11 protein-coding genes are annotated in these 13,381 nt (G+C 74.0%); 3 read left to right on the top strand and 8 right to left on the bottom strand.

Features of this window, described 5'->3' with window-relative positions; all coding sequences use genetic code 11:
- The first annotated feature begins 80 nt into the window (after positions 1-80).
- Positions 81-338, top strand: a complete 258-nt coding sequence (locus HT134_RS29645; RefSeq protein ID WP_175603736.1) for a ubiquitin carboxyl-terminal hydrolase 14 — start codon at positions 81-83, stop codon at positions 336-338.
- A gap of 11 nt (positions 339-349) precedes the next feature.
- Here HT134_RS29645 and HT134_RS29650 read toward each other — a convergent pair whose 3' ends face one another.
- Complete coding sequence (locus HT134_RS29650) at positions 350-1,924, bottom strand: Na+/H+ antiporter (protein ID WP_175603737.1); 1,575 nt, start codon at positions 1,922-1,924, stop codon at positions 350-352.
- 346 nt (positions 1,925-2,270) lie between these two features.
- Positions 2,271-3,713 carry a chromosomal replication initiator protein DnaA gene (locus tag HT134_RS29655; RefSeq protein ID WP_175603738.1) on the bottom strand — a complete coding sequence of 481 codons (1,443 nt, stop codon included), beginning with the start codon at positions 3,711-3,713 and terminating at the stop codon, positions 2,271-2,273.
- A gap of 229 nt (positions 3,714-3,942) precedes the next feature.
- Between HT134_RS29655 and HT134_RS29660 the strand changes: the two genes are divergently transcribed.
- On the top strand, positions 3,943-6,015 hold the full coding sequence (locus HT134_RS29660) for an ATP-dependent DNA helicase (protein ID WP_175603739.1): 2,073 nt from the start codon (positions 3,943-3,945) through the stop codon (positions 6,013-6,015).
- A gap of 434 nt (positions 6,016-6,449) precedes the next feature.
- On the opposite strand, the gene HT134_RS29665 is transcribed toward HT134_RS29660, so the two are convergent.
- From HT134_RS29665 to HT134_RS29690, 6 genes are all read right to left on the bottom strand, one after another.
- A complete protein-coding gene (locus HT134_RS29665) occupies positions 6,450-7,217 on the bottom strand; it encodes an SGNH/GDSL hydrolase family protein (protein ID WP_175603740.1) in 768 nt (255 codons plus the stop codon).
- Positions 7,218-7,224: 7 nt separating this feature from the next.
- Positions 7,225-8,301: a 3-dehydroquinate synthase gene (gene aroB / locus HT134_RS29670; protein ID WP_175603741.1), complete on the bottom strand. Its 1,077-nt coding sequence runs from the start codon at positions 8,299-8,301 to the stop codon at positions 7,225-7,227.
- A complete protein-coding gene (locus HT134_RS29675) occupies positions 8,298-8,798 on the bottom strand; it encodes a shikimate kinase (protein ID WP_312888528.1) in 501 nt (166 codons plus the stop codon). The genes aroB and HT134_RS29675 overlap by 4 nt, the downstream gene beginning before the upstream one ends.
- The gene (gene aroC / locus HT134_RS29680) at positions 8,795-9,976 is read right to left on the bottom strand and encodes a chorismate synthase (protein WP_217708522.1); all 1,182 of its coding nucleotides are present in this window, start codon (positions 9,974-9,976) and stop codon (positions 8,795-8,797) included. The genes HT134_RS29675 and aroC overlap by 4 nt, the downstream gene beginning before the upstream one ends.
- A 44-nt stretch (positions 9,977-10,020) precedes the next feature.
- A complete protein-coding gene (locus tag HT134_RS47805) occupies positions 10,021-10,866 on the bottom strand; it encodes a prepilin peptidase (RefSeq protein WP_175603742.1) in 846 nt (281 codons plus the stop codon).
- Between the two features lie 278 nt (positions 10,867-11,144).
- A complete protein-coding gene (locus HT134_RS29690) occupies positions 11,145-11,687 on the bottom strand; it encodes an SseB family protein (protein WP_175603743.1) in 543 nt (180 codons plus the stop codon).
- An 881-nt stretch (positions 11,688-12,568) separates the two neighbouring features.
- On the opposite strand from HT134_RS29690, the gene HT134_RS29695 reads away from it, so the two are divergent.
- Positions 12,569-13,279, top strand: a complete 711-nt coding sequence (locus HT134_RS29695) for a B3/B4 domain-containing protein (RefSeq protein WP_246365756.1) — start codon at positions 12,569-12,571, stop codon at positions 13,277-13,279.
- Positions 13,280-13,381 lie beyond the last annotated feature (102 nt).

Consider the following 13,381-nt stretch of genomic DNA (forward strand, 5'->3'; position numbering starts at 1 on the left):
GCACAATCTCCCCTGCGACCCCGCCGTCAGCAAGGGGTGCGGGAGCACCGATCTGCGGGTGGAGTTCTAGGATTTCGCCTATGGCAACTTGTGAACATCTTTCGCAGGCGGCGGACCCGGCCCCCCGCACCCCGGACGGCTGCGAGGAGTGCCTGGCGGCGGGCGGCCGGTGGGTGCACCTGCGGCGCTGCCTGGAGTGCGGGCACATCGGCTGCTGCGACTCCTCGCCGGGCAAGCACGCGACGCGGCACTTCCACGAGGTCGCCCACCCGGTCGTCCAGTCGTACGAGCCGGGCGAGCAGTGGAAGTGGTGCTACGTCGACAACGCCATGGGCTAGCCCCGGGGCGCCTAGCGGTCCAGGATGGCCTCCTCGAAGTCGAGCTGGGCCATCACCTCGCGCATCACCTCGTCGTCGAGGCTGCGCTCGTCGCGCAGCCGGACGAACACCTCGCGCTCGGCGCGCAGCATGTCGCGGCGCAGCCGGCGATAGAGCGCGCTCGGCGTCTCGGCGCCGCCCTGCGCGGTGCCCCCGCCCAGGCGCTCCCAGGCGGTGAGCGAGCGCCGCCACGACTTCTCCTTGAGCTGGTCGACGACCTGCTTCTGGATCTCGTCCGGCTCGCCGCCCTCGGCCTCCATGGCCCGGTCCAGCGCCTCCAGGCCCGCGGTGAGCGCCGCCTGCTGGGCACTGGCCTCGGCCAGCAGGTCCTGGTAGCGCTCCTCGTCGCTGGACACGCGCAGCCGCCGGATCAGCGCGGGGAACGACAGCCCCTGCACCAGCAGCGTGCCGATGACGGTGGTGAAGGTCAGGAACAGCAGCATGGGCCGGCCCGGCACGTCGTCCGGGATGGCGAACGCGGCGGCCAGCGACACCACGCCCCGCATGCCGGCCCAGCTCACGATCACCACCTGCGCGGGCGCGGGCCTGTCGTCGCCGCGCCGCAGCAGCCTCGGCACGTACGCCGCGGGGAACATCCAGGCGAAGCGCACCAGCACCGTCACCAGGAACACCACGCCCGCGTACAGCGCCAGCTCCGCCGCGCCGTAGCCGCCGACGCCCCGCACGACCGTCACGAGCTGGAGGCCGATCAGCGCGAACACGATCGTCTCCAGGAAGAAGTCGGTCACCTTCCACACCGACGCCGACACCAGCCGCGTGCCGAACCCGCGCAGGTGCATCTGGTTGCCCAGGTAGAGGCCGACGACGACCACGCAGATCACGCCCGAGGCGTGGACCGACTCGGCCGCGAGGTAGGCGGCGAACGGGATGAGCAGCATGAGCGTGTTCTCGACCAGCGAGTCGCGGGTGTGCCGGAACACCCAGGCGAACGCCAGCGCCAGCGCCAGGCCGATGCCCACGCCGGCCGCCGCCGCGTACACGAACTCGCCGGCCGCCATCGCCAGGTCCACCGTGGCGCCCGTGGCCGCCCCGATGGCGACCCGGTAGGCGGTCAGCGCGGTCGCGTCGTTGAACAGGCTCTCGCCGACGAGGATCGTCAGCGTCCGGCGCGGCAGGCCCAGCCGCCGGCCCACCGCGATCGCCGCCACCGCGTCGGGCGGCGCCACGATCGCGCCCAGCGCGAACGCCGCCGCCAGCGGCAGCTCGGGCAGCAGCAGGTGGACGGCCATGCCGACGGCGGCCGTGGTGACCAGCACCAGGCCCACCGACAGCAGCGCCACCGGCCGCCACACGTCGCGCAGCCGCAGGTAGGAGCTGTCGAGCGCGGCCGAGTAGAGCAGCGGCGGCAGGAACACGAACAGCACCAGCTCGGGGTCGAGCGGGATGGCCGGGACCACCGGGGAGACGATCAGCCCGGCCGCCACGAGCAGCAGCGGCGCCGGCCAGCCCCGGCGACGGGCCACGGCCGCCACGGCCACGGCGCCGCCGGCGACGAGGAGCAGCTGGAGTCCCGTGGTCGCGTTCACCGGGCACGCCCAGGGGAGGTCGCGGGACGATGGGACACTTCGGGCCCTCCTCGGCAACGGGTCGGGACGCGGCCCCGCTCCGTGCGGGGACGGGCCCGCCCCCACCGCCGGGACGGCCGCACCACTGGAACAGCCGCACCACTGGGACAGCCGCACCACTGGGACAGCCGCAGCACTGGGACGACCCACCACTGGAACAGCCGCACCACTGGGACAGCCGCACCACTGGGACGACCCACCGCGGGGACGGCCTCCCCGCCGGGGGACGCGCCGCCTCCATCATGCCGTGCCCGGCCGCGACCAGGTCACCTGCCTCCCGCCCGGACCGCCCGCTCAGGGGCGGGGTTCACCAGTCGCGGCGATTGTCCCGGTCGTCGTGCTGCTGGTCCGGGCGCAGGCGCTCGCCCGTGGAGAACATGGGGTCCCCGACGTACGGGCGCGACAGCGGGTCGTCGTGCCGGTACGCCTGGCCCTGCTCGGGCGTACCCAGCGCGAGCAGCGGGTCCACCGGGTTGGCGGGCGGCGGGTAGGCCGGGTAGTCCTGGCCGGAGTAGTCGCGGGCCGGGGCGGGCTGGTCCAGCGAGGCGTAGCCGTCGCGCACCCGGTAGGAGTCGCCGCTCTGGTACGGCTCCTGCTGCCGGTACGGCTCCGGCTCGGCCCGGCGGGCGGCGGCCCGCTGCGGCATGGAGCGGCGGCGCCCGGCGCCGGGGATGCCGTGCATCGGCGTGCCGAGCCCGGCGGCGCCGAGGTCGGCCTCGGGCGCGGCGGCACGCCCCTGCTGCTGGTAGCCGAGGTCGTCGTGGGCGTAGCGGTCACGGCCGTGCCGGTCCGGTGCCCGCCCGCCGAACGGGTCGGACGCCTGCGAGGGGAAGCCGAGCGGGTCGGTGGAGTGGGGCGGCGCCTGCCGTTCGCGGGGAAGCTGGTATCGGGGCTCACCGGCGACCGGGTGCGGGCCTGAGAAGGGATCGGGGTCGAGGCTGTACTGCGGGCCGCTCGGGGTGTCGTCCACGTACTGGGGGCCGGTGAACGGCTCCTGCCGCTGCGGGTCGGCGTACTGCTGGCCGGAGGGGGAGCGGCCGGCGGACGGGTCGGCGTACTGGGGGCCGGAGAAGGGCGGCCGCTCGCCGTACTGGCCGGCCGAGGTGTCGGCGTACGGGGAGGAGTCGGCGTACTGGCCGGGGTCGGCGTAGGCATCACGCCGGGCGGACGAGGTGTCGGCGTAGGGCGAGGAGTCGCCGTACGCGGAGGAGTCGCCGTACGCGGAGGAGTCACTGTACGCGGAGGAGTCGCCGTAGGAGGGGTCGCCGTACGGGGAGGGGTCGCCGTACTGGCCCGCCGAGGAGTCGGTGTAGGGGTCGCGCTGGGCGGGCGGCTCGCTGTAGGAGGCCACCAGCTTGTCCTGCCGCGGCGGGGTGCCGCGCGCGACCAGCACGTCGGTGGGCGACAGGGTGGCCGTGGGGCGTTCCTCGGGCTGCTGCGGGACCGGCGGCGGCGTGAGGTTCTGGGGCCGCTGGTACTGGCCGGTGCCGGGGATCACCTCGGTGCCCGGGTCCTGCTCGGCCGGCGCGGCGGGCTGCTCGCCGCTGGCCTCCGCGTAGCCGTCGTCGAGGGTGTCGAGGAGACGTCCGACGTCGTCCATCGGCATGCGGAAGCTGGCGGTGCACATCTCTCCCCGCCAGAGGCTGAGAACGAGGGTGCCCTCGTGCCAGGTGACCCGGAGACACCGCTCCTGCCCCCGGGCATCGAAGAACACTTCGCCGAACGACGGCAACGGGACAACTTCCGACATAGGGGACATCCTGCGATAACCAGCCCTTATTCGTCCACTCAACCCCGGATAACTCTACTTAACCGGATTTACCGGATTCACCATCCCCATCCTGGACCCATCTGGTCACAGGAGGAAGACCAGTTGGAGTCCCGGTCGTTCAGTGTGCCATGCGGGCCGCCGGGTGTGTCCCGCGAACGCCGGGATGCGCATGGCCGATCACACCGCGTTCGGCGCCGGGGACCCGCGAATGCGGGTAGCGTTTAGTGCCGTGCCGGACTCCCATCTCCCCGCAGTGGACGAACTGCTCAGCATCGCGGTCAACGCTCTCGGAGGGAGCGAGCGGCAGGGGCAGATCACCATGGTCAACGCCGTCCAGCGGGCCATCGACCGCAAGGAGCACCTCGCGGTCCAGGCCGGCACGGGCACCGGCAAGTCGCTGGCCTACCTGGTCCCCTCGATCCGGCACGCCATGGACACCGACAAGCCCGTGGTGATCTCCACGGCGACCATCGCGCTGCAGCGCCAGCTCGTCGACCGCGACCTGCCGCGCCTGTCCGAGGCGCTGGCCAAGGAGCTGCCGCACGAGCCGACGTTCGCCATCCTCAAGGGCCGGCGCAACTACCTGTGCCGCTACAAGGCGACCGCCGGCTGGCCCGAGGAGGACGAGCAGGACCAGCTCTTCGACCCGCGCGAGGTCAGCGCCACGGGCCGCATGGTCCAGCGCATCCAGGAATGGGCCGAGGAGACCGAGACCGGCGACCGCGACGAGCTGGTCCCCGGCGTCAGCGAGCAGGCGTGGCGGCAGTTCTCCGTCAGCGCCCAGGAGTGCCTGGGCGCCAGCCGCTGCCCCAGCGGCGCCGAGTGCTTCGCCGAGATGGCCCGCGCCCGCGCCGGCGAGGTGGACGTCGTCGTCACCAACCACGCGCTGCTGGCCATCGACGCCATGGGCGAGCTGCCGGTGCTGCCCGAGCACGACACGGTCGTGGTCGACGAGGCCCACGAGCTGGTCGACCGGGTGACGTCCGTGGTGACCGGGGAGCTGTCGGAGACGTCGGTCACGCTGGCCGTACGACGGGTGGCGCGGCTCATCGAGCAGCCGATCGCCGACCAGCTCATGGAGGCCGGCGAGGACCTCAAGGCGCTGCTGGCCGCCGCGCCCGCGGGCCGCGTCGACGAGCTGCCGCAGGTGCTCGGGATGACGCTGGCGCTGGTGCGCGACGCCGCGGCGCGCTGCGTCACCGCGCTCGGGCCGCGCGGCGCCGACAAGGACGACCCCGACCGCGCCGGACAGCGCAAGGCCGCCTTCACGGCGCTGGACGAGGTGCACGACACGGCCGTGCGCATGCTGGAGGCCTACGGCCACGCCACGGAGGCCGACCGGGCCGAGGTGGTCTGGCTCGACGCGGGCAGCGACCGGCGCCCGCCCACGCTGCGCGTCGCGCCGCTGGGCGTGGCCGGCATGCTGCGCGAGCGGCTGTTCGGTGACCGCACGGTGGTGCTCACCTCGGCCACGCTGGCCCTCGGCGGCACCTTCGACGGCATGGCCCGCCAGTGGGGCCTGGCCGGCCCCAGCGCGAGCGGCCCGGGCGCCGGCGGCCCGGGCGCGGGCGGCGCCGACGCCTCCGCCGCCGAGCCGGTCAAGGCCGGCGAGTGGCAGGGCATCGACGTGGGCTCGCCGTTCGACCACCAGCGCGCGGGCATCCTGTACGTCGCCAAGCACCTCCCCCAGCCGGGCCGCGACGGGCTCCCCCAGGCATACCTCGACGAGATCACCGAGCTGATCAAGGCGGCCGGGGGGCGGACGCTGGGCCTGTTCTCCTCGATGCGGGCCGCCAAGGCCGCCACCGAGGCGCTGCGCGACCGGCTGGACGTGCCGCTGCTGTGCCAGGGCGACGACTCGACGATGCTGCTGGTCAAGCAGTTCGCCGAGGACGAGCCGACGTGCCTGTTCGGCACGCTGTCGCTGTGGCAGGGCGTGGACGTGCCGGGGCCGTCGCTCCGGCTGGTGATCATCGACCGGGTGCCCTTCCCGCGCCCGGACGACCCGCTGACCTCCGCCCGGCAGCGCCACGTGGCGGCCAAGGGCGGCAACGGGTTCATGTCGGTCGCCGCCACCCACGCCGCGCTCCTGCTCGCCCAGGGCACGGGGCGGCTGCTGCGCTCGCAGCACGACAAGGGCGTCATCGCGGTGCTCGACCCCCGGCTGGCCACGGCCCGCTACAGCGGTTTCCTGCTCGGGTCGCTGCCGCCGTTCTGGCGCACCACCGACCCGGCCGTCCCCCGCGCCGCCCTCAAGCGCCTGTCCACCGAGCCGTCCTGACGACGTCCTGAGCTCCTGGCCGCGGCTGGATCGCCGTTGCCGATCAGCCGCCTGCTCGGCAGCAGGCCGCGGGCACTCGCCCGCAGCGGGCGGCCGCGGCCTCGCCGGCATGCCTGACCGGCCTGCGGCACCATCGCCTCCGGCCCACGCGCGGCGACGCCCTGCGCCGGATCTCCCTTCCCCCTACCGGGACGCGCGCTCTCCCAGGGCTCGGCAGCGGCGTTCGCCCTTCCCCCGGAAACGCGCACTCTCCCAGGGGCTCAGGACCGCATCCGCCCGCCTCGGGGACGCCCGCCCTTCCTCCGGAAGTCCCTCCCCTGGAGGCACCGACCGTGCGCCAGGCGACCCCCGCCCGTCTCGTACTTCCGCCCCGAAAGGTCCTCAGCCCCGTGCGGCGACCCGCACGGGGACGCCCGGGGAGCCTCGAAAGGCCCTCAGGGAACGTCAGGAGCCCAGGGCGCGAGCTCGGGCCGCTTCGGGTCGAGCCCGTCGCCCGAGGAGGTGCCGCGCAGGCGGCGCCCCACCCACGGCACCAGGTACTCGCGCACCCACTGCGCGTCCTCGCGCCGCCGCGCCCGGGGGTCGGTGGTGCGCTCCGGCCACACCTTGCGCCAGTCGTCGAACGGCACGCCCAGCACGTCGAGCACGCGGGCCGCGACCAGCCGATGGCCGTCCTCGTTCATGTGCAGCCGGTCCTCGCTCCAGGCCCGCCAGTCGCGCAGCCCCTGCATCGACCACTGGTCGACCAGCCTGCACCCGTACAGGTCGGCGATCGAGCGGATGTGCAGGTAGAAGATCGCGAACCGGCCGCGCAGACGCCGCATCAGCGGCGTGTCGCGCGGATCGACGCCCGTGAACAGCAGCACGTCGGCCCCGCACGTCCGCAGGTCGCGCACGGCCCGGGCGAGGGTCTTGGCCATGACGTCGGGGTCGCTGCCCGGCCGCAGCAGGTCGTTGCCCCCGGCGCACAGGCTCACCAGGTCGGGCGCCATCGCGACGGCCTGCGGCACCTGCTCCTCGACGATCTGGTCGAGCAGCTTGCCGCGCACCGCGAGGTTGGCGTAGCGGAAGGAGGGATTGTCCTCGGCCAGGCGCTCGGCGACCCGGTCGGCCCAGCCGCGGAAGCGGCCGTCGGGGCCGGGGTCGTTGAGCCCCTCGGTGAAGCTGTCGCCGAGCGCGACGAAGGAACCGTGATGTCTCATGACGGTGTCAGCGGGAGATCTCCTGGTAGGCGGCTTCGAGCAGCTCCTCCGACGGGTCCTCCAGGCGGCCCGGCTGGGCCAGCCCGTCGAGGACCACGAAACGCTGCTTGGCGCCGCGGTTCTTCTTGTCCAGCCGCATGTGGTCGCGCAGGCGCGGCCAGGCGTCGGCGCGGTAGCCGGTGGGCAGGCCGACGGCGGTGAGGATGGACCGGGTGCGCTCGACGAGGTCGGCGCCGACCCGGCCGTCGAGGCGGGACAGCTCGGCCGCGTAGACCATGCCGATGGCGACGGCCTCGCCGTGGCGCATCTGGTAGTGCTCGGCGCGTTCGATGGCGTGGCCGAGGGTGTGGCCGTAGTTGAGGATCTCGCGCAGCCCGGCCTCGCGCAGGTCGGCGCCCACGACGTCGGCCTTGACCCGGATCTTGCGCTCGATCAGCTCGCGCGTGTGGCGGCCCTCGGGCCGGGTGGCGTCGGCGGGGTCCTGCTCGACGAGGTCGAGGATGACCGGGTCGGCGATGAACCCGCCCTTGATGACCTCCGCCAGGCCCGCGACGTAGTCGGCGCGCGGCATGCTGGTCAGCGTCGTCAGGTCGCACAGCACGCCGGCCGGAGGCAGGAACGTGCCGACGAGGTTCTTGCCCTCGGGCGTGTCGATGCCGTTCTTGCCGCCGACCGCGGCGTCGACCATGGCCAGCAGCGTCGTCGGCACCAGCACCACCTGGACGCCGCGCAGCCACGTGCCGGCCACGAACCCCGCCAGGTCGGTCGTGGCCCCGCCACCGACGCCCACCACGGCGTCGGAACGGGTCACGCCGTAGCGGCCGAACGCCGACCACAACTGCGCCGCGACCTCGACGGTCTTGGCCTGCTCGCCGTCGGGCACGGGCAGCGCGACCACGTCGTACCCGGCGTCGGACAGCGACGCGCACACCGGGCGGGCGATCTCCGGCAGCCCGGCCGGGTGCACCACGGCGACCGTGCGCACCCCCGGCTTGAGCAGCGTCGGCAGCTCGCCCAGCACACCCGTGCCGACCACCACGTCGTACGGGCTGTCGCCGCGCACGGTGATCCTGGTCGCGGTCATGACGCCAGCCCCTTCACGATCTCGTCGGCCAGCTCCTGCGGGGCGCGCTGGTCGGTGACGACGGTCAGGACCGCGAGCCGCTCGTAGATCGGCCGCCGCTCCTCCATGAGCTTCTTGAGCCGGCTGCGCGGGTTGAGCACGAGCAGCGGCCGGGCCGAGGCGAGGCCGACCCGCTGCACCGCGTCGGCCAGCCCCACCTGGAGATAGACGACGGGCTGACCGGCCAGCAGCGCCTGCGTCCCCTCGTCGAGCACGGCGCCGCCGCCGAGCGACAGCACGCCGTCGTGCTCGGCCAGGGCGCGGCGCACGGCCTCGCGCTCCAGCTCGCGGAAGCGCCCCTCGCCGTCCTCGACGAAGATGTCGGAGACCGGCTTGCCGGCGACGGCCTCGACGTCGGCGTCGGTGTCGCGGAAGGCGACGCCGAACCGCTCGGCGAGCAGGCGGCCGAGGGTGGTCTTGCCGGACCCGGGCGGTCCGATCAGCACGGCTCTGATCACTTGATCACCATGGAGGAGAGGTAGCCGGACAGGTTGCGGGCGACTTCCTCGACGGAGTCGCCGCCGAACTTCTCGAGCGCGGCGTCGGCCAGCACGAGCGCGACCATCGCCTCGGCCACGACGCCCGCGGCGGGGACGGCGCACACGTCGGAGCGCTCGTGGTGGGCCTTGGCGGCCTCGCCGGTCCTCACGTCGATCGTGGCCAGCGCCCGCGGCACGGTCGAGATGGGCTTCATGGCGGCGCTGACCCGCAGGATCTCGCCGTTGGTCATGCCGCCCTCGATGCCGCCGGCGCGGTTGGTGATGCGCTTGACGCCGTTCTCGGTGGTGTACTCGATCTCGTCGTGGGCGCGGGAGCCGGGCCGGCGCGCGGTCTCGAAGCCGTCGCCGACGGCCACGCCCTTGATCGCCTGGATGCCCATGAGGGCCCCGGCCAGCCGGGAGTCGAGGCGGCGGTCCCAGTGGGTGTAGCTGCCCAGGCCCGGCGGCAGGCCGTAGGCGAGCACCTCGACGACGCCGCCGAGCGTGTCGCCGTCCTTGTGCGCCTGGTCGATGACGGCGACCATGGCGGCGCTGCCCTCGGGGTCGGAGCAGCGCACCGGGTCGGCGTCGATCCGGGCCAGGTCGCCCGGACCGGGCAGGGTGTCGGCCGATGTCCTCGCGCCGCCGATCTCGGTGACGTGGCTGACGATGTCGACGCCGAGCGCCTGCTTGAGGAAGCGCCGGGCCACCTCGCCGAGCGCCACCCGGGCCGCCGTCTCGCGGGCGCTGGCCCGGTCGAGGACCTGCCGCGCGTCGTCGAACCCGTACTTCTGCATGCCGGCCAGGTCGGCGTGGCCGGGCCGGGGCCGCGAGCGCGGGGCGTTGCGCCCCAGCCCCTCCAGCTCGGCCGGGTCGACCGGGTCGGCGGCCATGACCTTCTCCCACTTGGGCCACTCGGTGTTGCCGACGCGCACCGCGACCGGGCTGCCCATGGTGCGGCCGTGGCGGACGCCGCCGACGATCGTCACCTGGTCCTGCTCGAACTTCATCCGGGCGCCGCGGCCGTAGCCGAGACGGCGGCGGCGCAGCGCCTCGTCGATGGCGGCCGTGGTCACCTCGACCCCGGCCGGCAGGCCCTCCATGATGGCAACGAGCTCCGGCCCGTGGGACTCTCCGGCGGTCAACCAGCGCAACATGCGTACAAGTCTTCCATGTCCCGGCCGGTGGGATGGCCGAACGTTCACCTGGCGAGACATACGGCGGCCAGAGCGCCGAGCAGCAGGAAGGGTCCGAGCGGGAACTGGGTGTCGCGGCTCGCCCGCCGCATCAGGAGCAGCGCGAGGGCGTACAGGGCGGCGAGGAGCTGCCCGGCGACGGCGGCCACGACCCACGCCTCCCAGCCCCGCGCGGCGGCGGCCATGCCGATGAGCCCGGCCAGCTTGACGTCGCCGAAACCCATGGCGGCGGGCCTGGCCAGCCACAGCGCGCCGTAGACGGCCGCGAGCGCCGCCGCGCCCAGCAGCGCGCGCGGCAGCTCGCCGGTGGGGAGCAGGCTGAGCGCCAGCAGCGGGTACGAGGGCAGGGTGATGGCGTCCGGGAGCCGTGAGGTACGCCAGTCGATGACGGCGAGGACGGTGCCGGCCAGGGCGAGGTAGAGGTAGGGCAGGCCGGCGCGCCAGGTGACCAGCGCGGCGACGGCCGCGGTGACGACCTCCAGGCACGGCGGCCAGGCGGGGAAGGGCCGGGTGCGCAGGGTACGCGCGAACGCCTCCCTGGCTTCGGCGCGGGTGTCCGGGGAGATGGCGCGCGTGTCCGGGGAGATGGCGCGCGTGTCCGGGGAGATGGCGCGCGTGTCCGGAGGCGCGGCAGGAGCTTCTGGTGACGCGGCGCGCGCGTCCGGGGATGCAGCACGGGCGTCCAGGGACCCGGCACGAACGTCCGGAGACGCAGCACGAACGTCTGGAGACGCAGCGGGCGTGTCCGGAGGCGAGGTGTCGGGGGCGGGGCGGAAGCCGCTCGCCAGGGTGCGGACGTAGGGGCCGGCGAGGAGCCCGACCAGCGCCGCCAGTGCCACCACTCCCGCCACAGGGCGACCCTAGTCCGACGCACCGCTCCGCGCGGCCTTCTTCACACACCCGTCCCCCTCCGGCCACACGGGACACGCGCGGCGGGACGCCCGGGAGCTCGTCCCGTCAGGTGAGGGCGGGGAGCGGCACGGCCACAGGGAGCACGGTTCGGCCCTCGGCGAAGATGGCGCGCCAGGCGGAGACCGGTCGTCAGCAGGCCGAGATCAGTTCGTCAGCAGGCGGAATTTGGTTCGTCAGCAGGCGGAGATCCGTCCGTCAGCAGGCGGAGATCGGTCCGTCAGGTGGCTCTGCGGGAGAACCAGCGGCGCCGCCGGGGCGCGGGAGCGGGCCGCATGCGGGCGACCGTCACCCCCGGTACCTGGTCCAGCCTGCCCGAGGCGACCGCGGCCAGCGCCTCCAGAACCTCGCCCTCGATCACGAACGGCACCGGCCCCGCCACGTCCACCACCACGGCCGCGGCCCGCTCATGGGCCGCCGCCTGACACACCTGAGGGGTGGTCGACTGCACGGGCCGGGCGTCCGGACGCCACCGCGTCAGCGCCTCCGTGCCCGTGAACGCCAGCACCGCCTCCCTGCCGTCCTTGCCGACGAGCTTGGGCAGCGCCATCTCGCTCTCCTTCTCCTGCCGCAGCCCGTGCTCGCCCACCTCGGACTCGGTCAGCAGCGCCACGACGGGCACGAGGAGCCGGGCCCCGGTGAGCGCGGCCAGCACGTCGCCGGGACCGGCCGTCCCCTCCTGGTAGGAGGTGAGGGCGGCGGCCAGGGCGGGCGCGGCGCTGCCGTCGTCGTCCGGGTCGAGAGGTTGCGGGATGCTCGGCACAGCTCCCGACACTACCGCCGCCTTCCCCACCCCCCGAACACGCCCAGCCCCTCGCCAAGATGCCCACCGTCCCGACCACGCCCAGGCGTCCTCACCATTCCTACCGCCCGAACATGCCCACCGTCCCGAGTACGACCGCCGACCCGCCCGCCATCCCCAATGGGCCCACCATCCCGAACACGCCCGCCGTCCCAAGACGCCCAACCCTCTGAACACACAGGCCGACCCTCAACGAGCGGGACCGGTGGGACGGCGTCTCCCGCCCGCCCCGCTGAGACCGCCGCCGCCCGTGCTCCGCGCAGCGCCCTGAACACGCCTGCCGCCGCCCACCGCCCAGTGTCCCGAACGCGCCCGCCCCACCCAACACGCGCGCCTTTCCTCTTGCGCCGAGCCTCCCAATACACCCGCCATCCCGAACATGCCCGCCCCTTCTCCACACGCCTGCACTCCTCAGGACACCCGCCCTCATGAACGCAGCCGCCCCCTGAACGCACCGCACCCCTGAACGCGACCGCCCTCCCGACGCAGCACCCCCTCGAACGCGCCGGTCCAGTTGCGGCGATGAGCGGGCGTCGCCCGCATGGGCAGTGTCGGCCGTATGAGCGGGTGTCGCCCGCGTGGGCAGCGGTGAGCGGGTGCTGGGCAGACGACCGTGAGCTGGTGCCGGGCGCGTGGACGGCCGCGAGCGGGTGCCGCCCGCATGGACGGCCGTGAGCGGGTGTCGACCACGTAGACGGCGATGTGCGGGTGTCGACCACGTGGACGGCCGTGAGCGGGTGTCTGCCATGTAGACAGCGGTGAGCGAGTGTCGACCGCGTAGGCGGCGATGTGCGGGTGTCGGCCACGTGGGCGGCGGGCGCCGCCCGGTAGGCTGGACTCTCTTGATCTTGGAGGTGGCCATGCGGTTCGAGCACGCGGACACGATCTGGCGCGACTTCCCGGAGCTGGCTCCGGCGGTGCTGTACGCGGAGGGCATCCGGCCGGACGTCTCCGTGGACGCCCGGGTGGCCGAGTTCTCGGCGACGGCCGCCGGGCGGCTGGAGGGTTCGCCGGAGGGCGAGCTGCCGGAGATCCAGGCGTGGCGGCGGGCGTTCGGGCGGATGGGCCTCAAGCCGACCCAGTACCGCTGCGCCTCTGAGTCGCTGCTGCGGCGTCTGCGCAAGGAGGGATCGCTGCCGAGCATCCACCCGCTGATCGACCTGTGCAACGCGGTGTCGGTGGCGTACGCGATCCCGGTGGCGGTGTTCGACGTCGAGCACGTCACGGACTTCCTGGAGGTACGGCACGCCGGAGGCGACGAGACGTACCTGACCTTCTCCGGCGAGACCGAGCATCCCGCGCCCGGCGAGGTGATCTTCGCCGACGGCGCCGGCCGGGCCCACGCCCGGCGCTGGACGAACCGGCAGAGCGGCCTTTCGGCCGTTCGCGACACGACGCGTTCCGTGCTCGTGGTCGCGGAGGCCCTGCACGAGACGGCGGCGCGCGACGTGGCCCGGCTCGCGGAGACGCTCGCGGGCGAGCTGGACGCCATCTGGGGCGCCGCCTCGAAGACGACCGTGCTGACACCGTCCGCCCGCCGCTTCACTTTCTGAAGCCGCCAGTTCATTCTGCCGAAGGAATCCGGTTCACTCTTCAATGCACCGAGCCCAGCGGCTCCTGACCTGTGGGCGCTCAGCCTGAGTACGCCCGGCCTA

Source organism: Nonomuraea rhodomycinica (genome assembly GCF_013363995.1).
GTDB lineage: Bacteria > Actinomycetota > Actinomycetes > Streptosporangiales > Streptosporangiaceae > Nonomuraea > Nonomuraea rhodomycinica.